This is a genomic window from Qipengyuania algicida (genome assembly GCF_009828025.1).
Lineage (GTDB): Bacteria > Pseudomonadota > Alphaproteobacteria > Sphingomonadales > Sphingomonadaceae > Qipengyuania > Qipengyuania algicida.
Genome location: NZ_WTYA01000006.1, coordinates 235,447 through 256,349 on the forward strand (window position 1 = coordinate 235,447; position 20,903 = coordinate 256,349).

Below are 20,903 nucleotides of genomic sequence, written 5' to 3' on the forward strand. Positions count from 1 at the left end.
GCGGCGATATGCGTTTCCGCTTGAGAAGCGTGATCAGTCGTCCGCGTCCGGACCGGTCATCATCTCCTCGGCAACCTGATCGGTGCGGCCGCGAATAGCAGCTTCCAATCGGTCGCAAACCTCCGGATTATCACGCATGTATTGTTTCGCATTCTCCCGCCCCTGGCCGATACGAATGCTGTCATAGCTGAACCAGGATCCTGACTTCTCCACCAACCCGGCCTTCACGCCCAGGTCGATAATTTCGCCGATCTTGGAAATGCCCTCGCCATACATGATGTCGAATTCGACCTGTTTGAACGGCGGTGCCACCTTGTTTTTCACCACCTTCACGCGGGTCGAGTTACCCGTAATCTCGTCGCGATCCTTGATCTGCCCCGTCCGGCGGATGTCGAGCCGCACGGAGGCATAGAACTTCAATGCATTGCCGCCCGTCGTCGTCTCGGGATTGCCATACATCACGCCGATCTTCATGCGCAGCTGGTTGATGAAGATCACCATGCACTTGGAACGGTTGATCGAGCCGGTGAGCTTGCGCAGCGACTGGCTCATCAGGCGCGCTTGCAGGCCGACATGGCTGTCACCCATCTCACCCTCGATCTCGGCGCGCGGCACCAGCGCGGCAACCGAATCAACCACCAGAACGTCGATCGCATTGGAGCGCACCAGCGTATCGGTAATCTCCAGCGCCTGCTCACCCGTGTCGGGCTGCGAAACGATCAGTTCGTCGATATCGACACCCAGCTTACGGGCATAGACGGGATCGAGCGCATGTTCGGCATCGACAAAAGCCGCTGTGCCGCCGGCCTTTTGCGCTTCGGCGATGACATGCAGCGCGAGCGTGGTCTTGCCCGAGCTTTCCGGCCCATAAACTTCGATAACCCGACCCTTGGGCAATCCACCCACGCCCAAAGCGATATCGAGGCCGAGCGATCCGGTCGAAATCGATTCGACCTGCATTGCTTCCTTCTGCCCCAGCTTCATGGCCGAGCCTTTGCCGAATGCGCGATCTATTTGCGCAAGAGCGGCGTCGAGTGCCTTCTGACGGTCCTTGTCCACTTCCCTACCTTCTACCAGCTTCAGATTGGCCGCCATGACACACGCCTCCTTCGATTGACCAGAGCCGAGGTTCGACTCTTCAACTGATCAGGCTTGTATCTGCTTTGTTCTTATAGAACAAGAGGGGAACGAAAAATTTCCTTCATGCCCCGGCTCCGGCGCATTTTCAGGCGTCTTCGTGCATCTGGTTTGCCAGCACTTCGGCAACCCTTGCGTTGATCTGCTGCACGCTGAAGGGCTTGGGCAGGAAATACATATTGTCGATGTCGATCTGGTTGCGCAGCTGCTCCTCGGCATAGCCGGACATGAACAGGATCGGGATGTGGGGCTTCACCCGGCGGATCGCCCGGGCCATTGCCGGGCCATCCATCGCGGGCATCACCACATCGGAAACGATCAGGTCGAACTGGTCCTTACCATTGGCGATGATCCCAAGCCCTTCCTCGCCATCGCGCGCGCTGGTGACCGAATAGCCAGCGCGCGACAGAGCCCGCTCGGCGACGGCGCGAACCATGTCCTCGTCCTCGACCAGAAGGAGTTTGCCACCACCGGCCCATTCGCTCGTGCGCCCCTCTTCGCCATCCTCGCCCCGCCCATTCTGGGTCGGGACGACCTCACCGCGATGCACCGGCAGGTAAACCGTAAAGCGAGCGCCTTGCGGCCGCCCGTCAGGGCCGAGGACATTGTCGGCAAAGATGAAGCCGTTGGACTGTTTGACGATGCCGTAGACGGTCGAAAGACCAAGCCCGGTGCCCTTCCCCTGCTCCTTGGTGGTGAAGAAGGGCTCGAAAATCTTGTTGATCACACTGGCCGGAATGCCGCCGCCGGTGTCCTGAACGATCAGCGCGGTATAATCGTCGGCGGGCATGATATCGATGCCCATCTTGCGCACGTCGCGCGCAGAGACGCGACGTGTCGCCAATGTCAGCCGCCCCATCTTGTCTTCACCGGCCCTGGCCGAATGCTGCTGCATCGCGTCGCGCGCATTGACCGCGAGGTTGATGATAACCTGCTCGAGCTGCTGCGGGTCGGCGCGCACCGGGCCGAGCTCGCGGTCATGCCGGATCGAGAACTCGATCGAGGCGCCCATCAGGCGCTTGAGCAACTGGCTGACCTCGCTCACGACATCGGGCAATTGCAGCACGACCGGGCGCAAGGTCTGCTGGCGGCTGAAAGCGAGCAACTGCCGTGTCAGGCTGGCAGCGCGGTTGGAATTGGCCTTGATCTGCTGGATATCGTCATAATCGCTGTCGCCCGGAGAATGGCGCAGCAGCATCAGGTCGCAATAGCCGATGATTGCGGTGAGGACGTTGTTGAAATCATGCGCGACGCCGCCTGCCAACTGCCCAACGGCCTGCATCTTGGTGGCTTGCGCGACCTGACGGCGCAGGCGCTTTTCCTCGCTGGAATCGCTGATCGAGAGCAGCACCGCCGCATCGCCCAACCCGCGCACACCGGCGAGGCCGATTGACACAGGCTCTTCCTTGTCCCCCGCTAGTCGCACCGCCATGTCACCGCTCGAGGCGACACCGCGGGCGAAGCGGCGGACCGAATCCGAAATTGCCGCCTTATCCTCACGAACAACGAGATCCGAAGGGAATGCAGGAAGTCCGGCCTGCTCGCGCTCGACAGCGCGCAAGAATGCCTTGTTGGCGAACATGAAACGCCCGTCGCGATCGGTCAGTGCAAGGCCAAGCGGAAGTGCGGACAGCAGAGCCTCGAGCTGCGGAATAGTCGCCGCCCCGCCCGCTTCCCAGCCCGTTCCTATGCCTACCCCGGCATCGACCAGCAGCATCAGCGATGGCGCCTGATCCGCCTCGATACTGCGCGCCCCGCGCTCATCGAGCGGAATATGAACCAATGTCTGCGGAATTCCCTGCTGACCCTCGCGGGCGAAGAAAATCCGGTCGCGCTCGTCCGACCGCAGAAGCTGCACGAATTCCTGACCGATCAGCGACTGTCCAGATTCCCCGGTCGCGCGCTCGGCAAGACCGGATGTGTGACCGAGCACCAGCCCATCGGGCGCGACAAGCGCCATTTCCAATCCGGCATGCGACATCATCGTGCCAACGGGGCCGCGCAGCCAGCCTTCGATTCCGTCGAAGCTGCGTTCGGCCACTATCTCCGCGATGCGCCAGACCAGATAGTCTTCGGCGCGCCCAGCACGTGTTACCGACAGCTGGAAGCGTCGATTGCCGGTCGTCAAAACCATCTCGGCAACTTCAGCATACCCCTCGCGCCAAGCCTTGCGCGTAGCGTCAACCAAAGCGGCGCGGGTATTGGCGTCGATTGGCAGTTCGGCCAGCGGAACGGGGTCGCGGAACCAGTCCTGATAGGTCTTGTTTGCGCACGTCACCCGGTTCGCGCGGTCGGTGATGAGGATGGCGCGCCGGTTGTTCTCTATGCCAGCCAGCGTCACGCTCCAGTCCGGCTGTTCAAGCTCACCCACGGATGGTTGCGAAAGCGAGCGCGACAGAACCACCATCGCCAGCATCAGCGCCACGACACCACCCAGGTAGATCGCCGCGATCAACGCATTGCCACCGATCAGCCATACCAGCAGAGCCGAAAGAACGGTTGCGGCTGCAACCCCGACAAGGGTCGAAGCAGGGCGCGTCTCGACGTTGAATTGCATGGATCCGGTCATGTGCCATCTCCGCGTAGACGCTGGTTCAGACGACGCTCCATCGCCACCAGCCTGCGTCGGCGCTTGCGCATGACTATAACGCGCCAAGCGAAGCTGGAAACGACGTAGCCCAGACCAGCTGATACGATCGCCAGCACGACGAAGCCGAATGCGGTAATTCCCGCCATGGCGAACCAGTCGGCAAGGATGCCGCGATCGCTGGCGAGATGACCGGCCGCTCCACCGACCATGGCTGCATCCAGATTAAGCACGAAATGCCCCACCTTGTTGGCGACCACCAACCAGAACGGCAGGGTAAAGGGATTGGTCACGAAAGTCACCAGCGCCGCCAGCGGCACGTTGGCTCTTGCCGGGAGGGCGAGAAACGCAGCAAGGAAGATCTGCCCCAGCGGTACGATAAATCCGGCGAACAGGCCCAGCGCGACGCCGCGCGGGACCGAACGACGCGTAAAGCGCCACAGTTCTGGCGAAAGGAAACGATGCGCAATGGGGGCGAGATATTTGTTGCCCGCCATTTCTTCACGCGTGGGCATACGCAGCCCGAAGCGGCGTGCGAGGCGCTTCTTCCGACGCGCTTGGATTCGTGAATTTCGGCTCATGTCCACCGGCGCGCAATGCGCTTGTCCAACGGCAAGGGCAAGCGGGCCCGCAAGGCACTGATCGAGAAAATCACACGCTTAGTATGGTTACGATGCAGTGGCTTGAAAAGGCGGGCGGCTTAGCCTTTTTCCCGCAAGAGCCGCGCCTTGTCGCGTTTCCAGTCGCGCTCCTTGATCGACTGACGCTTGTCATGCGCCTGCTTACCCTTGGCGAGCGCCAGTTCCACCTTCGCGCGGCCCGTGCGGTTGAAATAGATCGACAGCGGGACGAGCGTCATTCCCTTGCGCTCGACCGCGCCGAACAGCTTGTCGATCTCGCGCTCGTGCAGCAGCAGCTTGCGCGGGCGACGCGGCTCGTGATTGAGCCGGTTGCCGTGGCTGTATTCTGGGATATTGGCATTGATCAGCCACACCTGCCCGTCGCGCACCTCGGCATAGCTTTCCTTGATCGAAGCTTCGCCCGCACGCAGCGCCTTGACCTCGGTACCTTGCAAGGCAAGCCCAGCCTCGAATGTCTCATCGACGTGATAGTCGAACCGCACGCGCCGATTGTCGGCGACGGTCTTGACCTTGTCGAAGGTAACGGGTTTGGGCCTGACCATAAGGGCGCGCGATGTAGGCGCTAATGCCGCAAAGGGAAAGGTCTGGCCGGAGATTCGTGCGCCGTCCTCAATTGACGGGAAACGAATTGGCGGTAGTTCATGCCCGTTCTAGCTTCCGAGCAAACCGGCATGTTGCAATGCTTCGTCGACCGCCGCCTTCGCGAAATCGGAGCAGGCGACGAGCGGCAGGCGCACATCCGGCAATAACCATTCATGCACCCGGCTCAGGGCATATTTGACCGGCGCAGGGCTGGCATCGCTGAACATCGCATAATGCAGCGGATAAAGACGATCGTTGAGTTCGCGCGCGCACACGAGGTCATTGTCGGCACAGGCTTGCTGGAATTCGGCGCACAAGGCCGGGGCGACATTGGCCGTCACGGAGATGCAACCGACGGCGCCCGCAGCATTGGCCGGGAGCGCCAGTTCATCATCGCCGGACAACTGGCAGAAATCCTTGCCTATTCCCATCCGATGGTCAGTGACCCGGCTCAAATCCCCGCTCGCATCCTTAATTCCGACGATTCGTTCGGGGAATTTCTTGGCCAGCTCGCACACCGTTTCCGGCTTGATATCGGTCACGGTGCGGCCAGGTACGTTATATAGCACGATCGGCAAATCGGACTTCTCTGCGAGATAGCTGAAATGCGCAATCAGGCCGGCCTGCCCCGGCCGGTTGTAATAGGGCGCGACACACAGGCCCGCAGCCGCGCCGGCCTTTTTAGAAAAGCGCATGTGAAGCAGTGCATTATTGGTATCATTTGACCCGCAACCTGCGATGACTGGCACTCGCCCGGCAGCCTGCTCAACGCAGATTTCAATCACCCGATGATGTTCGGCATTGGACAAGGTCGACGCTTCCCCGGTGGTCCCGCAGGCCACCAGCGCACTACTGCCCTCCTCGATTTGCCAGTCGATCAGGCGCCGAAAAGTCGCCTCATCCAACGACCCATCGCGAAAAGGAGTCACCAGAGCCGGAATTGAACCTGAGAACATTGCCTTACTCTCCAAATTTAGGCCTAATCCGGCGTGGATCGTTGGTATGATCGGGGGGGTGGTCATTCACCGCCTGATAAGGAGCGGGATGGCATAATGTCCAGCATGGGACACAAGAGGATTTCTCGATTTCTGATTAGCGCCGCTTTTCTGGCGCTGCCGTCGGCCGTCTACGCACAGGATGCGGCCAGCTGGGACAATGCCCGCGCCGATCTGGCCGCGAGCGAACAGGGGCCAATGGCATCGGCGATTGCACGCTGGGAGCAGTTGGTTGCCAGCAGTTCGCTGTCCTTCAACGATTACGCCAGCTTCATCACCCAATATCCGGGCTTCCCGCGGCAAGAGACGTTGCAGCGCCGCGCAGAGGCCGCGCTCGATAGCGAAGCGCCCTCGCCGCAGACTTTGGTCGCCTTTTTCGACAAGTTTCCACCGCTCACCAATTCTGCGCGAGCCCGTTATGCGCTGGCACTGGGCACGCTGGCTCGGCCGGGCGCTGCCTCCGTCGCGCGCGACGCATGGCGCGGCGGGACCATGAGTGGCCCGTCCGAAGCCTATGTGCTCGGTCTTTATGGGCAGCAATTTACCCAGCAGGATCAGGACGCGCGGATGAATGCGCTGCTGTGGCAAGGCGACACCGTCGGCGCAGCGCGCCAGATTGCCCGCGTATCCCCCGACAAGCGCGCGACATTCATGGCGCGGTTGTCCCTGGCGCAAGGTCAGGATCCGGCGGCCAACGGCTTGATCGTGCCTGCCGACGCGACCAGCGATCCGGGCTATATTTACAATCTGGCACGCTACGATCGTAGCAGTGGGAATTTGTCCGATGCGGTCACCTTGCTGGCCACGCGCCCGAAATTCGCCAGCCTGCCGCTCGATCCGCAGGCGCTGGTGGGCGAAATGCTGCGTGTTGCCAGGGGCGCAGGTGATGCCCAGGCGGTCCAGATCGCCGCAAAAGTCGACGAGCTGTTTGCACCGGGCGCCGATCTCACCCAGCAGCCCTACCGACTGCGCGACGACTACACTTCGCTGATGTGGCTCGGCGGGACCAAGGCGCTGTGGAATCTGGGCGATGGCGCGCGGGCGGCCCCGCTGTTCTATCGCTATGGAGCGGCGGCGCAGACCACGCAGACCCGGTCGAAAGGCTTTTATTGGGCCGGAATTGCAGCACAGCGCGCGGGCGACCGTGCTGCTGCGACGAAATATCTGGCGATGGCGGCGGACTATCCCGAACGCTTCTATGGGCAGTTGGCTCTCAAGCAACTGGGTCACCCGATGCCGAGCCTGGCGAACAACGATCCAGTGATCCCCTCACCGCAGCAAACCGCTGCTTTCAACGCCGCGCCATTGACCAAGGCCGTGCGCGAAGTTGCTCGCGACGCCCCGTGGAAGACCGGAATCCAGTTCTACAAGGCGATTGCCGAGAACGCCTCCACGCCCGAGCAAATGGCCCTGGTCTCGACGCTGGCGCGACAGATCGGTCGGCGTGATCTGGCCGTCATCCTTGCCGATCAGGCGGGCTCCCAAGGTTTCGACGAATTCGTTGCTCAAGGCTATCCGGTGGTCGACATCCCTCCCGGCGCCAACTGGACGATGGTTCATGCGATCGCGCGGCAGGAAAGCCAGTTTGCCGATAATGCGATCAGCCATGCGGGTGCTCGCGGATTAATGCAGTTGATGCCGCGAACCGCGCAGGAACAGGCCGGTAAGCTCGGGATTACCTATCTCTCCGCCGATCTTATCCGCTCGCCCAGCACCAATCTGCAACTCGGCGATGCGTATTTTGCGCGAATGATGGATTACTATGGTGGATCCTATCCGCTCGCCGTTGCGGCTTACAACGCAGGTCCGGGCAATGTGAACAAGTGGCTGGCCGCCAATGGCGATCCGCGGACAGGCAGCGTTCCGTGGGTCAAATGGATTGAGGAAATTCCGATCTACGAAACCAAGAACTACGTCCAGCGCGTGATCGAAAACGCTGCGGATTATGAGCAACTCTATCCCGGCAAACTCAATGGCCGTTCACCGCGCACGGTCAGCGATTTCCTTCGCTGACCGACCGGCAGGCTCACACCGAGAGCGGTACGCCGGGTTCGTGCTTGCTGGTGCGAATCGTCAGCGAAGTCTTGACGCTGCCGACGTTGGGAGCCGGGGTAAGCTTGCTGGTCAGGAACTCCTGAAAGCTTTGAAGGTCGCGGCTTACGATCTTGAGAATAAAGTCGATCTCGCCATTGAGCATATGCACTTCGCGCACTTCCGGCAGATCACGCATCGCTTCCTCGAACGCTCGCAGCGCATCCTCGGCCTGGCTCTTCAGGCTGACCATGGCGAACACGGTGATGGTGAAGCCCAGCTTCGATCCGTCCAGTTCGGCATGATACCCGCGAATCACCCCATCCTCTTCCAGCGCGCGAACGCGCCGCAGGCACGGGGGTGCGGTCAGGCCAACGCGGTGCGCCAGTTCAACATTGGTAATGCGTCCTTCGTCCTGCAGCTGAGCCAGCAGGTGACGGTCAATCTCGTCGAAATTTGCCATTTGTCTCGTGCCCCAGTTCAGCGGATGAGAGGCCCCGTATGCGAAGCGGTCAGGGGATCGATTCATCTCATCGTGATCAGCGTTCGGCTAATATTATTGTTCCTGCCAGCAATTGTCCCGCGTTGCAACGTGGGGACAACTTTATATTCAGCCTGTTTTTTGCCGGAGTATGAAGCAGGATGGGGCATGGCGCTTGAGAGCCGGTAGTTACGAGGCTTAAGCCATTTTTTCGGAGATTTCGTGCATTTCGATGACCGCCTTGCCACTGTTCTGCGTCACCGCGCCTCCAGCGAGGCGTCGGCGCGCACGCAGATCAGGCAGCTGGTCGATTTGCTCGGCGAGTCGCAACCCGGCGGCGATCCCCGGCTGATTGACGCCGCCTATCTACGCCTCGGTGCGCTCGAGGAGATCGTACCGCTGGGTCATCGCGCGAGGATCGCCGGGGATTGCAGCGCTCGTATCCGGTCTCCCCGCCTGGTCGCCTGGTTCGGCAGCCGCGATCCGGCCATTGCCGCCGCCGCTTTGGCCCGAGCGCAGCTCGCCGAGGACGATTGGGTGATGCTGATTCCCGAACTTTCGATCAGGGCTCGTGGCTTGTTGCGCCATCGCCGCGACCTTCCACCCGGCGCAGTGACGATGCTCGATCGGCTCGGCGCGCGCGATCGAGCCTTGCCCGAACCGGAATCGGTCCCGCTGCCTCCTCTCCATATAGAAGAAGAGATCGCCACTGCCCCCGCCGAAAAGGCGGAGCCGGTAAGCAAAGCGGATGTCGCGGCTGGGGCAAGCCGCGAAACGACCGAGATTGGTGCGCTTGTCCAGAGGATCGAGGCTTTTCAGAAGGCGCGGGAGGCTAAACCCGAGAAATCGGCGAACAAAGCCACCGACGATGCAAATCGCCCGGATGCCCCGCGCCTGCCGCTTGGCGAATCCCCGATGGGCGAGGATGACCGCCGCGCGGCAACCACCGCATTCATCTTTTCGACCGACACCGATGGCCGGATCGACTGGGCAGAACCCGCCATTGCGCCACAAGTGGTCGGGATCGAACTCGTTGCGCATCCTGCCCTGAATGGTGCCAGTGCCGGCAACACCTTCGCATCCGCCTTTTTCGACCGACGCCCCGTGCGCGCGGCGCTTGTGGAGATTGCCGCATCGGAACGGGTGTCCGGGGCCTGGCTGGTCGACGCCGCTCCACGCTTCGCCGCACGTACCGGTCGCTTCGATGGCTATGTCGGCAGGCTACGCCGCCCACTTGCCCGACCGACGGAACAGCACTCGCCGCGCGCCGCCGATCGCTTGCGCCAGCTCCTGCATGAGTTGCGTACCCCGGTGAACGCAATCCAGGGTTTCGCGGAAGTCATCCAGCAGCAGGTGTTCGGCCCTGCCCCGCACGAATATCGTGCGCTGGCAGCCACGATTGCCGGGGATGCCGCGAGGATATTGGCTGGTTTCGAGGAACTGGAGCGGCTTGCGCGGCTTGAAAGCGGGCTGGTCGAGCCATCTGTCGGCTCGGTCGACTTTGCTGCCGTTGTCCGTCAGCAGGTCGGACAATTGCAGGGCGTCTTGTCCACCCGGGTCGCGCGCTTTGAAGCCGATTTGGGCAACGAGCCCCTGTGGGCTGCCTTGTCACAGGATGACGCGGAAATGCTCGCTTGGCGAATGCTGGGGACTTTGGCAGCCGCCACAGGCGCGGGAGAGACCGTCACGCTGGGACTTTCCTCCCACGAAGGCGAGCTGGCACTCAGTGTCTCACTTCCTGCTTCGCTGGCGGAGAGCGACGACATATTTTCGAGCCAGGCCCATCATTCGACCGGTGCGGCAGGAATCGGTTTGTTCGGGGCGGGATTTGCCTTCCGCCTTGCCCGCGCAGAGGCGCGTGCCGCCGGAGGTTCGTTCACGCGCGATGGCGGGTATTTGGTACTCAACCTGCCCCTCGCCAGCATATCCGCCGAAGCGCCAGGAGTTCACAAGACTCCGAATGGCACCTTTGGCTAGGTGCGATCCGATCGGGTAAACCGCATAAGTTTCACAGAGCCGCTTGCCCTTGGCCGCCACTCAAGCTAGGCGCGCGTCCTGCCGGCGCGAAACCGGCGGGCCTGTAGCTCAGCGGTTAGAGCTGGCCGCTCATAACGGCTAGGTCGCGGGTTCGAATCCTGCCGGGCCCACCACTCGCGCGGCAGGAAAAATCAGGTCGGGGAGTGGCGCAGTCCGGTAGCGCGCTTGCTTTGGGAGCAAGATGTCGCAGGTTCGAATCCTGTCTCCCCGACCACTTTATCTCAAAATCGACGGTTTTCTGCCATTTTGCAGGTGTTGACGCCGTGCACCGGACACACAACCGGTACACAAAAGCGTAGCACATGCGGGAAGGTAACCAACCGATGTCGCGCATTCCGCACGTCACCCGCCGCGATGGCCGATATGTCTTTCGCCGCAGAATCCATTTCCGAAATCTTATCTCTAAACCGCTAGCGATCGCTCTGAAAACGGCCGAGCCGGCCACCGCGAGCCAGCGCGCCGCGATTCTGTCGGCACGGTTCGAGGCAATAAAATCGAACGTGGGGCGAATGATTGAATCCGGGGCGCCGCTGACAGGCCAGCAAATCGAGGCGCTTTTCCGCGCTGAACTAGAGATGGAATTGCGGGTGCATAGCGATCGCGCGCATAGCGATGACGCTTGGGCGGACCGAGCGTTGGAGCTCGCCTTCAACGATCACGAAATGTACGAAACCTTGCTGTTTCCCGCACACGATGCTCCCGAATTGCGCGAGTTTGCGCACGGCCTGATCCCGGATGAATTTGTGGTTGAGCATCTCGCTGCAGTGGGCGCTCCGGCTACAAGCTCCAATGTCAGTATCGCCCGCAGCCATCTTATGCGCAGTCGCTCAATCGCGGGGAAACTAATTCAACGTCTGAAGGACGCGGACATCGCGATCTTTCCGGACCAAGTGCGCGCAATTGCCGCCGACTACGAACAGACTGTTTCCGCCCGATTGAGTTCTCCTGCACGTGTCGGAACGACAGTGCTCCCGCAACCTGCGCAAGACCAGAACGTCGAATGCCAGTTCTTGATCTATGATTCGCGCCGCTTCGGCGACATTATCGAGGACATAATTTTCGAGCTGAAAGCCGAAGGCAGATGGACCAGCCGGGACGCGGACTATCGAAGGGTTCTACGCAGTTTCGCCTGGATCACCGGAAACCGGGAACTCGGGTCCTATGATCACCGTGACGTTAGCTCCTTTAAGAGGGGCCTTCTCCGACTTCCCAAAAACGGTTTCGCGTACGGCACATTATCCAATGGAAACATGTCGCGCCCATTCGAAGAAGTAATGTCTGAACTACCACCGCTGACTCCAGACCGGCGGCGGAGCCTAAAAACTCTCAATCGCGACCTGAGTTACATGAGCACCGCCGCGCAGCATCTCGCTCAATCTGCATGGAAGCCCAAGGTCCCAAATTCGAAAGTGCTCGATTTCTCAGGGTCGGTTGTGCGCATAGAGAACGATGGCATCGACAAACGCCCGCCGTGGACGACTGAGCACATGCGCTGCCTCTTTTCCTCGCCAATTTACGCTGGCGGGGGCGGCGCACTTCGCCGCTTACATGAGGCTTATCAGCCGAAAGTCTGGCATGATGCCGCCTACTTCGCGCCGCTAATATGGTACTACACCCACGCCTGCCGCGAGGAGATTTGCGGACTAGAGATCGCCGACGTCTCGATTGACCACCCTACCCCGCACATTCTCATTCGGGACAATTTGACCCGCGGAAAGGACGGGGAAAAGGCAGGCGAGAAGCGTCTGGCTAGGCGGCGCGAGATCCCGCTACATCCCGAGATCATCCGTTTAGGATTTCTGGACTACGTGTCGGCCATTCGCGACGAAGGCCACTCAGCGGTCTTCCCAGAGCTCTATCTGAACGAAACGAAGCGCGGTGGCGCGCACTTCTACGAGCGAGCGTGGGTCCACATGGTTGGATGGATCAGCGATCGGCTACCTATCCCCGTGAACGAGGAAGGGAAAGGACCTGATATTCATTCGATACGCAGTCTCGGATCGTCTCAGTATGAAATCGACGGGGTAAATGAAAACATGCGAGCCGATGTGATGGGACATGCGAGACCAAGCATAAATGGGAAGCACTATTCCAAGAGGAAAAAGACCGAGGGCATCGATGTTGTCCTGGCGGAGAGGCTGAAGTTTCTTGAGAAGTATGTCCCGGAAATCACCGGAGACGTTGCCGCAGAGCCAATTCGTCTACTCCCACTGGAAAAACGCTCACGCGTCGGCAGCAGTCGCGCACGCAAACCGCGGACAAGGCCCACTAGCCAAAGCTCTGAAAGAAATAGATGACGGACATGGAGTGGGCTCGAGGAGAATGATCACAGGTATATGAAAGAATTTTCGAATGCGCCCGAAAGATTACACAACCGTAGAACAGCGAGATCGCCTCAGCGGCCCAGCGCTAAGAACTTTCTTCAACATCTCGAACGCATGGAAACTAACGGACGTCGAAGAAGCGACAATCCTCGGAATTTCGGACTTGGCCGTTTTAAAACGATGGAAGGAAGGAGAGGGTTCAACCCTATCTTTCGAAACTCGCACTCGGATCAGCTATATTCTGGGAATATATAAAGCGCTCCATATCCTAATTCCGCAAAAGCAGTACGCGGATGAGTGGGTGCGGCGTCCGAATTCCGCTCCGGGATTTGATGGGACCAGTGCCCTTGACCGAATCCTGTCCGGCAAAGTCGAAGATTTGCAATTTGTACGCCGGTACCTTGATGCGCAGCTGATATGATATTCCATTGCGGGGAACGGCTGCGCTTGAGTCGAAGCTGTGCGCTTATCTCGCTGTCCGGCTTCACTTGTCCTGTATCGGAAAGCTGACACAACTACCGTGTGAGAATAGTCCACTCCAATCCAAACTTGGCGAGGTACTTCCTGAGCCGGTCGGAATCGTTGGTCGACCTGCGCTGTTCGCGTGATGCGGCAAAGAGGGTCCGGCCTGCATCCGACAGGCTGGACGATCGCCGACACACCTCAACCACATAGTCCAATTGAACCCGATCGAATGGGTCAATCGCTGCGACCCGATCCTTTCCGAGGAGGTCGGTGAGGCTGTCGTATTCCGCTTTGTCACCGGACCAAAGCCGCGCAAGTCGGCTCGTTTCGAAGTCCACCGCCTCGCGGTCGATCCTGCCGGTCGGGCAGAGTGTGGCCATACGAGTAACGCTAGCGGCAAGGTCACGGAAGTTGCCTTGCCACCGTGCAGATGGGCTCTCGGCGAAAGCGAGATAGCGCTCGCGCGCTTCCTTGTTGAACGTAACGCGCGTGCCCTCGCTCTCTGCGAAACGTTCAAGTTCGTAATCGAGATTAGGAGCGATGTCCTCGCGCCGCTCGGCCAAACCGGGCAGCGCGAAAGTCCACAGGTTGAGCCTTGCAAACAGGTCTTCGCGGAAATTCCCGGCGGCAACTTCGTCCATGAGGTTGCGGTTGGTGCCAGCGATCAGCTGGAATTCGCTATTGGCTTCGCTGTCTGCGCCGACCGGAAGGAAACGCCCCTCCTCTATGGCGCGCAGGATCATAGCCTGCTCGTCCAGCCCTAGCTCGCCAATCTCGTCCAGGAACAATAAGCCCTTGTCGGCACTCTTGAGCAGGCCAGGTCGGTCCTGGACGGCACCGGTAAAGGCACCTTTCTTGTGACCGAACAGCGCGGACATGGCGCTGTCGCCCTTCAGGGTTGCGCAGTTGACCTCCACGAATGGACCTTCGACCTGGTGGCGCAGTTTCTTGAGCTCGTAGACCTTGCGCGCGAGCTGGCTTTTACCTGCGCCGGTCGGCCCCATCAGCAGGATCGGCGCGCGGCTTCGCACGGCCACCTGTTCGATCTCTTCGATCATGCGGTTGAAGGCCGCGTTCCGGGTCTCGATCCCGCTTTTGAGGAAGCTGGTGCTTTCCGCGCTCGCTTCGGCAAAGCGGCTGGCGATGGAATCGTAACGCGAAAGGTCGAGATCAATCGAGGCCCAGGTGCCGATCGGCTGCGGCGCTCCCTTGTGAGGCTGTGTCTGCAACAGCATGCCGGGCAGATAGCGCGCCTCGGTCAGCAGGAAGAGGCAGATCTGAGCCACATGGGTGCCGGTGGTAATGTGGATCAGGTAATCGTGAGTGTCCGGATCGAATTCGAACTCACGCGCGAAATCGAGCAGCTTTCCGTAGACCTCCTCGAAGTCCCATGCGTCCTCGAAGTCCAAGACGTGAGGGATGACTTCGGTCTCGGGCGAAACGTCCCGAATATCCTGCATCACGAATTCGGCGAGGCGTCGGTGATAGCTGCCATGGATCAGCACGAAGCGATCCACTCGCAGATCTTCCTGCATGCAGATGCTGACCGTGGGCCGCCACTTGTTCCAACGTGACGGACCGAACTTCGCGGCATCGAGTGTCGAGCCAAGGAAACCAATGACAGTAGTAGGCTTCATGCCTCTTTTGATAAATTTTTATCAGATACGATACAAGTGAATATGTTTTGTACGACCCCGTATGCTGCTGATGAAAATCACGGCCCTACATATAACATTTTATTACAGATACTTATATGGACTTTCCGCTGCGAGGCTCAAATTTGGCACGCCTCATGCTCTATCCAAACCGTCGGGTAAGTCGAACACCCGGCGAGACGCGGGAAATGGGCGGCCGGAATGGGCCGGCCGCCCAAAGCCCGATGAAGTTTCATGATGGAGTTGGACTATGGCCAACAAGACGCTTTTTTCCTCGGCGCTGGCGAAGTTCCTGCCGCGCACGAACACGGTGAACCAGGCAGGTGGCAACGCTTATGCCTATGGCCCCGAAGCCCTGCTCGCGCAGCTAGCCGCAACCGGCACGTTGTCGGACGGTTTCTATGCCGATGCGCAGGACCAGTTTGCCAAGGCGCTCGAAGCAGCCTGGGCGGTGGACGCTGAATGGGTAGCCAAGTGTGCGATCTATGCTCGCCAGTCGGGCGCGATGAAGGATATGCCAGCATTGCTGACCGCAGTGCTGTCGATGTCCGATCCGGACCTAATGGTCCCGGTGTTCAAGCGCGTGATCGATAACGGCCGCATGCTGCGCAACTTCGTGCAGATCATGCGTTCGGGTCAGACTGGGCGGACGTCGCTTGGCTCGCGGCCGAAACGGCTGGTGCGCGAATGGCTGGAAAATGCCTCGACCCGCCAGCTGATGCAGGCGGCAACTGGTAATGATCCGAGCCTGGCGGATATCGTCAAGATGGTTCACCCGGCTCCGGCCTCGGCCGAGCGGCGTGCCTTCTATGGCTGGCTGATCGGCAAGCCCTATGATGTCGCGGCGCTGCCGAAGGAGATCGCCGAGTTCGAGGCGTGGAAGGCGGACCGTTCGCGGCCCTTGCCCGATGTGCCCTTTGAATGGCTGACTGCCTTCGAGCTGACAGCAAAGCAGTGGGCCGTGCTGGCCGAGCGTATCGGGTGGCAGGCGCTCCGGATGAACTTGAACACGCTGGCGCGTAAGGGTGTCTTCCAGATCGACGGAGTGACCGAGATGGTTGCTGCCCGGCTGGCCGATCCCGATGCCATCGCACGGGTCAAGCCGATGCCCTACCAGTTGATGACGGCGCTGACGCAGGTTGGTGACGGCGTTCCGCTGGCGGTGCAGGCCGCGCTTGAGAAGGCTCTGGACCTGTCGCTTGCGAAGGTCCCGGTGCTGGAAGGCAATGTCGTGGTGTGTCCGGACGTGTCGGGCTCGATGGGCTCGCCCGCAACCGGTTACCGAAAGGGTGCGACTTCGGTCGTGCGCTGCATCGACATCGCCGCGCTGGTATCGGTCGCGATGCTGCGGAGCAATTCGCAGGTCCGCGTGCTGCCGTTCGAGGTGGACGTGGTCTCGCTCAAGCTTGATCCCAAGGCCCGTGTGGCGGTGAATGCCGCCAAGCTGGCAGGGGTCGGCGGTGGAGGAACGAATGTCTCGGCCCCGCTTGCTTTGCTGAACCGCGAGAAGGCGATGGTCGACACTGTCGTGATCGTCTCGGACAACGAGTCCTGGTTCGATGCGCCGCGTCCATGGTCCTATGGCGATGCTTCGGCGACGATGAAGGAGTGGAACAAGCTGAAAGCCCGTAACCCGGGCGCGAAGCTGATCTGCATCGACATCCAGCCTTACGGCTCGACGCAGGCGAAAGATCGCAAGGACATCATGAATGTCGGTGGTTTCACCGATGCGGTGTTCGACGCAATGGCACGCTTCGCCAATGGCGATGCGAAGGATTGGGTCGAGATCGTCAACGAAGTGGAGATTTAAGAAAGGAACATACAAGGTCGCGGCGAATGCCGGGAAGGACTACACTCAGGATGCAGGTGTCGCGGGTTCAAATCCCGCCTGTCGGGAAACCGGCAGTAGCTCAGCTTGGTAGAGCACTGGCCCGAAAGGGCACGTCTTTTCTATCCCTCGTCGCCGCGACCTTCGAATAGATTGATTTTGGAAAGGGCCGTGACGAATGCCGTCCGGGACTACATCCACCATGAACAGGCCCCGTCGGGCAAAGCGCCCCGGCTTCGGCAACGGGCCGGGGAGATCGGGTTCAAATCCCGCATGGAACTGTAGCTTAAGGGCCGTCAGTCTCGACACTTCTTCGTCGTCACGACCTTTTCCAAATTCACGGCGAATGCCGGGTCAGGACTACATCCTGTCACGATGCAGGCGCGGGTTCGAATCCCGCCAGGTCCACCAGATGCGGGCCTGTAGCTTAGCGGTCAGAGCGGCGCCCCTTTGGGGCAATGTCTTGCCCAAACGTCGTCGCCGTGAACCTAAAGAGAAATCGCTGGCGGATGCCGGTGGGACTACATGGATAGAGCGCCTGCGAAAGCAGGAGGTCGGCGGTCCGAGTCCGCCCCCGGGCAACCGGAGTAGCTCAGTAAAACGTCTCATCAATCACTCGTCGCCAGCACCCTGCGCTCACGTAGTGAAGCGGTAGCGCATCGGAAAATTCAGCGCTGGCGAATGCCGGTCGGGACTACATCGGTAAAGGCCGAAAGGCCGAGCGGTTCGATTCCGCCCCTGAGCGATCCGCAAGATCGCAAAGGGTGTCTCGCCAACACTCGTCGCCAGCACCTTGTGCTCAAGCAGCGAAGCGGTAGCACGCTATACTATTAGGAGGTCGCGATGACCCAGACGACGTATGAATATCAGGACGTGGAAGGCGCGTCGCCGATCAAGATGTGGACCCGCGGTGTTCCCGTAGACGACAAGGCGCGCGAGCAGCTGACCAAGGCGGCGCAGATGCCGTTTATCTTCAAGCATGTTGCGGCCATGCCCGACGTGCATGTGGGAATCGGCGCGACCGTTGGCTCGGTAATTCCCACCAAGGGTGCCGTTATCCCGGCTGCTGTGGGCGTGGATATCGGTTGCGGCATGATGGCCGCGCGTACCTCTCTCATGGCCAGCGATTTGCCGGATAACCTTGCGGGCATCCGCTCCGCGATCGAAGCGGCGGTGCCGCATGGTCGCAGCGTTGGTCGCGGCAAGCGTGACAAGGGTTCGTGGGGCGATCCGCCCCCGGCTGTGGTCGATGCCTGGGCTAGCCTCGCTGTCCGGTTCGGACAAATCGTCGCCAAGTACCCGCGGCTGAAGAACACCAACAACCTGATGCACCTCGGAACGCTCGGTACGGGTAACCACTTTATCGAGTTGTGCCTCGATACCGAGCAGCGGGTGTGGGTCATGCTCCACTCCGGCTCGCGCGGTGTGGGTAACGCGATCGGCACGTTTTTCATCGAACTTGCCAAGCAGGACATGCGCAAGTGGCATATCAACCTGCCTGATCAGGACCTCGCCTATTTCCCGGAAGGGACCGACCATTTCGACGATTATGTCGAAGCGGTCGAATGGGCGCAGGACTTCGCGGCGCTTAACCGGCGCGTGATGATGACGCATGTGCTCGACGCACTGCGCAGCCAGATCGCCAAGCCGTTCGAGGCTGAATGCGAAGCGGTGAACTGCCATCACAACTATGTGACGCGCGAGAACCACTTCGGTGAAAACGTGCTCGTCACCCGCAAGGGTGCTGTGCGGGCCGCGAAAGGCACGATGGGCATCATCCCCGGATCGATGGGGGCGAAAAGCTTCATCGTGCGCGGGCTGGGCAATGCCGAGAGCTTCGACAGCTGCTCGCACGGCGCGGGGCGCGTGATGTCCCGGACGCAGGCGAAGAAGCTGGTGAGCCTCGACGAGCATATCGCCGATACCGCCGGTGTCGAATGCCGGAAGGACGAGGGCGTGATCGATGAAACGCCCAAGGCCTACAAGCCGATCGAAGCCGTGATGTCCGCGCAGGCCGATCTGGTTGAGATCGTCCATACCTTGAAGCAGGTGGTGTGCGTGAAGGGTTAGTTGGTGCTGGGCGGGCGGGAGAAACCCTTCTGCTGCTCGCACAGCCCCAGCTGATCCCCTTGCCAAGTCTGGCCTCCCGGCTTGGCTAAGGGCGACAAAATTCTATCAATAAGAAATGGAATTTCAATGACCACCATCGCTCCAGAAGTTCGCGCCGATATCGAAGCCCGCCTCGCCCGTGTGGCGAGCGAGGATGGCGTGCGCCTTCTGATGGCGGTCGAATCCGGTTCGCGCGCATGGGGCTTCCCGTCACCAGACAGCGACTATGACGTACGCTTCGTCTATATCCGGCCTCGCCGTGATTACCTTGCGCTTAAACCGGTCCGCGATGTGGTCGAGCGGCCCATTGTCGATGAGATCGATCTGAACGGCTGGGATATCCGCAAGGCGCTGGGCCTTATGCTCAAGCACAATGCGGTGCTGTCAGAGTGGATCGAAAGCCCGATCCGATACATTGCTGACGATCCGGTGGTGGAGAAGTTGGCGGACCTTGCCAGCTGCCACTTCAATCCTCGCGGCTATGCTTTGCATTACGCCAGCCTTGGCAAGGGTACAGTGGAGCGCTGGCTGGGCCCAGACGGTGAGATCGCCGTGAAGCGCTATTTCTACGCGCTGCGACCGGCGTTGTCTGTACGTGCGTTGCGCCTCGATCCGTCAAGGCGCCCGCCGATGAGCATCGTGCCGCTGATGCAGGCGGCTGACTTGGATCGGATTCTGGTGGATCAGGTCAATGAACTGATCGCCCGAAAGGCGCAAACCAACGAAGCGGGAAACACCCTAAGGCTGCCCGATATCGAACGATTGGTAGTGGACGAACTTGAACGCGCTGGCGACGTGCAAGATCGCAGCGACAACACGAACTTTGCGGAAGAAGCGGAAGCGCTCTTCCTTGAATTGGTAGATAAAGAATGATCACAATCGACGGCTCCGAGGGTGAAGGTGGCGGACAGGTGCTGCGGTATTCCGCAGCGCTTTCGCTGCTGACAGGCGAGGCATTCACTATCCGGAAAATTCGCGGTGGCAGGGCCAAGCCGGGCATGATGCGCCAGCATGTTACCGCGCTGGAAGCAGCTTGCGCCATCGGCGGAGCGGAGTGCTCCGGGCTTACAGTTGGTGCAAGTGAACTGACCTTTCGGCCGGGCAGCGTGACGCCGGGCGAATACCACTTCGCAGTCGGCACCGCCGGTTCGACCGGGCTGGTGCTTCAGACCGTTCTGGTGCCGCTGATGCTGGCCGATGCGCCTTCACGGCTGGTGATAGAGGGCGGAACACATGCAATGGCTGCGCCGCCTTTCGAATTCCTGCAAAAGACGCTGCTGCCGATCTTGGAGCGGATGGGGCCGAAGCTTTCCATTACGCTTGAGCGTCACGGCTTCTACCCGCGCGGCGGCGGGCGCATTGTCGTGGACATCGATCCCTCACCCCTGCGCCAGATCGAATGCATTGAGCGCGGAGCGTTCAAGGCGGGCAAAGTAGAAGCACTAGTCGCAGGAATCCCATTTGACATCGCTGACCGCGAACTGAATGCGGCGCGCAAGGTGCTGGCGGAATGGCCTGACGAAGCCTTTGCCCCTATGAAACTTCCTGCAGAGAATGGTCCAGGAAACGCCCTGCTCATGAAGGCGGAATTCGAACATGTCACCGAAGTCATGTCTGGCTTCGGGAAGTTGGGCGTGCCAGCTGAACGTTTGTCGAAGACAGCCGCGAAGCGCATGGCCGGCTACCTGGCGTCACCAGCCTTTGCCGGACCTTATCTACAGGACCAGTTATTGTTACCATTTGCGATGGCCGGCGGTGGAGCATTCACTACGGTTAAAATCAGTGAGCACACTAAAACTGCCGTGACACTAGTCGAACGATTTTCTGGCAGAGATTTTCGCTTCTCGGAAACCAGTGAAGGATCACATCTAGTAGAAGTCAGTTAGTGGGCCGATTGCTGAATGTCGCGTTTCAGGTTTAGAACAGCGATAAGCTGCCATTGCGCAGCTGACCCTGAATAGCCCCTAGATTTGTGGACGTCTTCTTTCCTAAATTTGAGGACAGGAGGCGACGATGAGGAAGGCTAATTTC

15 protein-coding genes and 2 tRNA genes are annotated in these 20,903 nt (G+C 60.2%); 10 read left to right on the forward strand and 7 right to left on the reverse strand.

Annotated features, from left to right (window positions below):
* Positions 1 to 33: 33 nt before the first annotated feature.
* The 5 genes from recA to dapA form a co-directional block, all read right to left on the reverse strand.
* The gene (recA, locus tag GRI58_RS09705; RefSeq protein WP_160753391.1) at positions 34 to 1,095 is read right to left on the reverse strand and encodes a recombinase RecA; all 1,062 of its coding nucleotides are present in this window, start codon (positions 1,093 to 1,095) and stop codon (positions 34 to 36) included.
* Positions 1,096 to 1,225: 130 nt separating this feature from the next.
* Entirely contained in the window at positions 1,226 to 3,706 is a 2,481-nt protein-coding gene (locus GRI58_RS09710; RefSeq protein WP_237452210.1) for a hybrid sensor histidine kinase/response regulator, read from the reverse strand.
* On the reverse strand, positions 3,703 to 4,305 hold the full coding sequence (locus GRI58_RS09715) for a DUF2062 domain-containing protein (RefSeq protein ID WP_419957039.1): 603 nt from the start codon (positions 4,303 to 4,305) through the stop codon (positions 3,703 to 3,705). Before GRI58_RS09715 ends, GRI58_RS09710 begins: the two co-directional genes overlap by 4 nt.
* Positions 4,306 to 4,424: 119 nt before the next feature.
* The gene (gene smpB / locus GRI58_RS09720; RefSeq protein WP_160753392.1) at positions 4,425 to 4,907 is read right to left on the reverse strand and encodes an SsrA-binding protein SmpB; all 483 of its coding nucleotides are present in this window, start codon (positions 4,905 to 4,907) and stop codon (positions 4,425 to 4,427) included.
* A 108-nt stretch (positions 4,908 to 5,015) separates the two neighbouring features.
* Positions 5,016 to 5,903 (reverse strand): 4-hydroxy-tetrahydrodipicolinate synthase, encoded by an 888-nt coding sequence (gene dapA, locus GRI58_RS09725; protein WP_160753393.1) that lies wholly within the window; start codon positions 5,901 to 5,903, stop codon positions 5,016 to 5,018.
* Between the two features lie 96 nt (positions 5,904 to 5,999).
* Here dapA and GRI58_RS09730 point away from each other — a divergent pair, with 96 nt between their 5' ends.
* A complete protein-coding gene (locus GRI58_RS09730) occupies positions 6,000 to 7,955 on the forward strand; it encodes a transglycosylase SLT domain-containing protein (protein ID WP_237452211.1) in 1,956 nt (651 codons plus the stop codon).
* Between the two features lie 13 nt (positions 7,956 to 7,968).
* On the opposite strand, the gene GRI58_RS09735 is transcribed toward GRI58_RS09730, so the two are convergent.
* A complete protein-coding gene (locus GRI58_RS09735) occupies positions 7,969 to 8,436 on the reverse strand; it encodes an Lrp/AsnC family transcriptional regulator (protein WP_160753394.1) in 468 nt (155 codons plus the stop codon).
* 240 nt (positions 8,437 to 8,676) lie between these two features.
* On the opposite strand from GRI58_RS09735, the gene GRI58_RS09740 reads away from it, so the two are divergent.
* From GRI58_RS09740 to GRI58_RS09760, 5 genes are all read left to right on the forward strand, one after another.
* Complete coding sequence (locus tag GRI58_RS09740; protein ID WP_160753395.1) at positions 8,677 to 10,431, forward strand: histidine kinase dimerization/phospho-acceptor domain-containing protein; 1,755 nt, start codon at positions 8,677 to 8,679, stop codon at positions 10,429 to 10,431.
* A gap of 97 nt (positions 10,432 to 10,528) precedes the next feature.
* Positions 10,529 to 10,604, forward strand: a tRNA-Ile gene (locus GRI58_RS09745).
* Positions 10,605 to 10,628: 24 nt separating this feature from the next.
* Positions 10,629 to 10,705: transfer RNA gene (locus tag GRI58_RS09750), tRNA-Pro, on the forward strand.
* A gap of 109 nt (positions 10,706 to 10,814) precedes the next feature.
* The gene (locus GRI58_RS09755; protein WP_160753396.1) at positions 10,815 to 12,788 is read left to right on the forward strand and encodes a site-specific integrase; all 1,974 of its coding nucleotides are present in this window, start codon (positions 10,815 to 10,817) and stop codon (positions 12,786 to 12,788) included.
* A gap of 55 nt (positions 12,789 to 12,843) precedes the next feature.
* Positions 12,844 to 13,236, forward strand: coding sequence for an MbcA/ParS/Xre antitoxin family protein (locus GRI58_RS09760; protein WP_160753397.1), 393 nt, complete (start codon positions 12,844 to 12,846; stop codon positions 13,234 to 13,236).
* A gap of 94 nt (positions 13,237 to 13,330) precedes the next feature.
* Here GRI58_RS09760 and rtcR read toward each other — a convergent pair whose 3' ends face one another.
* The gene (rtcR, locus tag GRI58_RS09765) at positions 13,331 to 14,917 is read right to left on the reverse strand and encodes an RNA repair transcriptional activator RtcR (RefSeq protein ID WP_160753398.1); all 1,587 of its coding nucleotides are present in this window, start codon (positions 14,915 to 14,917) and stop codon (positions 13,331 to 13,333) included.
* A gap of 268 nt (positions 14,918 to 15,185) precedes the next feature.
* Here rtcR and GRI58_RS09770 point away from each other — a divergent pair, with 268 nt between their 5' ends.
* The 4 genes from GRI58_RS09770 to rtcA all read left to right on the forward strand — a co-directional run bounded on the left by GRI58_RS09770 (position 15,186) and on the right by rtcA (position 20,758).
* Complete coding sequence (locus tag GRI58_RS09770) at positions 15,186 to 16,745, forward strand: vWA domain-containing protein (protein WP_160753399.1); 1,560 nt, start codon at positions 15,186 to 15,188, stop codon at positions 16,743 to 16,745.
* An 861-nt stretch (positions 16,746 to 17,606) separates the two neighbouring features.
* Complete coding sequence (locus GRI58_RS09775) at positions 17,607 to 18,833, forward strand: RtcB family protein (protein ID WP_160753400.1); 1,227 nt, start codon at positions 17,607 to 17,609, stop codon at positions 18,831 to 18,833.
* 81 nt (positions 18,834 to 18,914) lie between these two features.
* The gene (locus GRI58_RS09780) at positions 18,915 to 19,745 is read left to right on the forward strand and encodes a nucleotidyltransferase domain-containing protein (RefSeq protein WP_237452212.1); all 831 of its coding nucleotides are present in this window, start codon (positions 18,915 to 18,917) and stop codon (positions 19,743 to 19,745) included.
* Positions 19,742 to 20,758, forward strand: a complete 1,017-nt coding sequence (rtcA, locus tag GRI58_RS09785) for an RNA 3'-terminal phosphate cyclase (protein ID WP_160753402.1) — start codon at positions 19,742 to 19,744, stop codon at positions 20,756 to 20,758. Before GRI58_RS09780 ends, rtcA begins: the two co-directional genes overlap by 4 nt.
* Positions 20,759 to 20,903: the final 145 nt, after the last annotated feature.

Excerpts from the sequence above, each read along its gene's own strand:
- recA (WP_160753391.1), bottom strand. The coding sequence starts at position 1,095 with ATGGCGGCCAATCTGAAGCTGGTAGAAGGTAGGGAAGTGGACAAGGAC.
- GRI58_RS09710 (WP_237452210.1), bottom strand. The coding sequence starts at position 3,706 with ATGACCGGATCCATGCAATTCAACGTCGAGACGCGCCCTGCTTCGACC.
- GRI58_RS09715 (WP_419957039.1), bottom strand. The coding sequence starts at position 4,305 with ATGAGCCGAAATTCACGAATCCAAGCGCGTCGGAAGAAGCGCCTCGCA.
- smpB (WP_160753392.1), bottom strand. The coding sequence starts at position 4,907 with ATGGTCAGGCCCAAACCCGTTACCTTCGACAAGGTCAAGACCGTCGCC.
- dapA (WP_160753393.1), bottom strand. The coding sequence starts at position 5,903 with ATGTTCTCAGGTTCAATTCCGGCTCTGGTGACTCCTTTTCGCGATGGG.
- GRI58_RS09730 (WP_237452211.1), top strand. The coding sequence starts at position 6,000 with ATGTCCAGCATGGGACACAAGAGGATTTCTCGATTTCTGATTAGCGCC.
- GRI58_RS09735 (WP_160753394.1), bottom strand. The coding sequence starts at position 8,436 with ATGGCAAATTTCGACGAGATTGACCGTCACCTGCTGGCTCAGCTGCAG.
- GRI58_RS09755 (WP_160753396.1), top strand. The coding sequence starts at position 10,815 with ATGTCGCGCATTCCGCACGTCACCCGCCGCGATGGCCGATATGTCTTT.
- GRI58_RS09760 (WP_160753397.1), top strand. The coding sequence starts at position 12,844 with ATGCGCCCGAAAGATTACACAACCGTAGAACAGCGAGATCGCCTCAGC.
- rtcR (WP_160753398.1), bottom strand. The coding sequence starts at position 14,917 with ATGAAGCCTACTACTGTCATTGGTTTCCTTGGCTCGACACTCGATGCC.
- GRI58_RS09770 (WP_160753399.1), top strand. The coding sequence starts at position 15,186 with ATGGCCAACAAGACGCTTTTTTCCTCGGCGCTGGCGAAGTTCCTGCCG.
- GRI58_RS09775 (WP_160753400.1), top strand. The coding sequence starts at position 17,607 with ATGACCCAGACGACGTATGAATATCAGGACGTGGAAGGCGCGTCGCCG.
- rtcA (WP_160753402.1), top strand. The coding sequence starts at position 19,742 with ATGATCACAATCGACGGCTCCGAGGGTGAAGGTGGCGGACAGGTGCTG.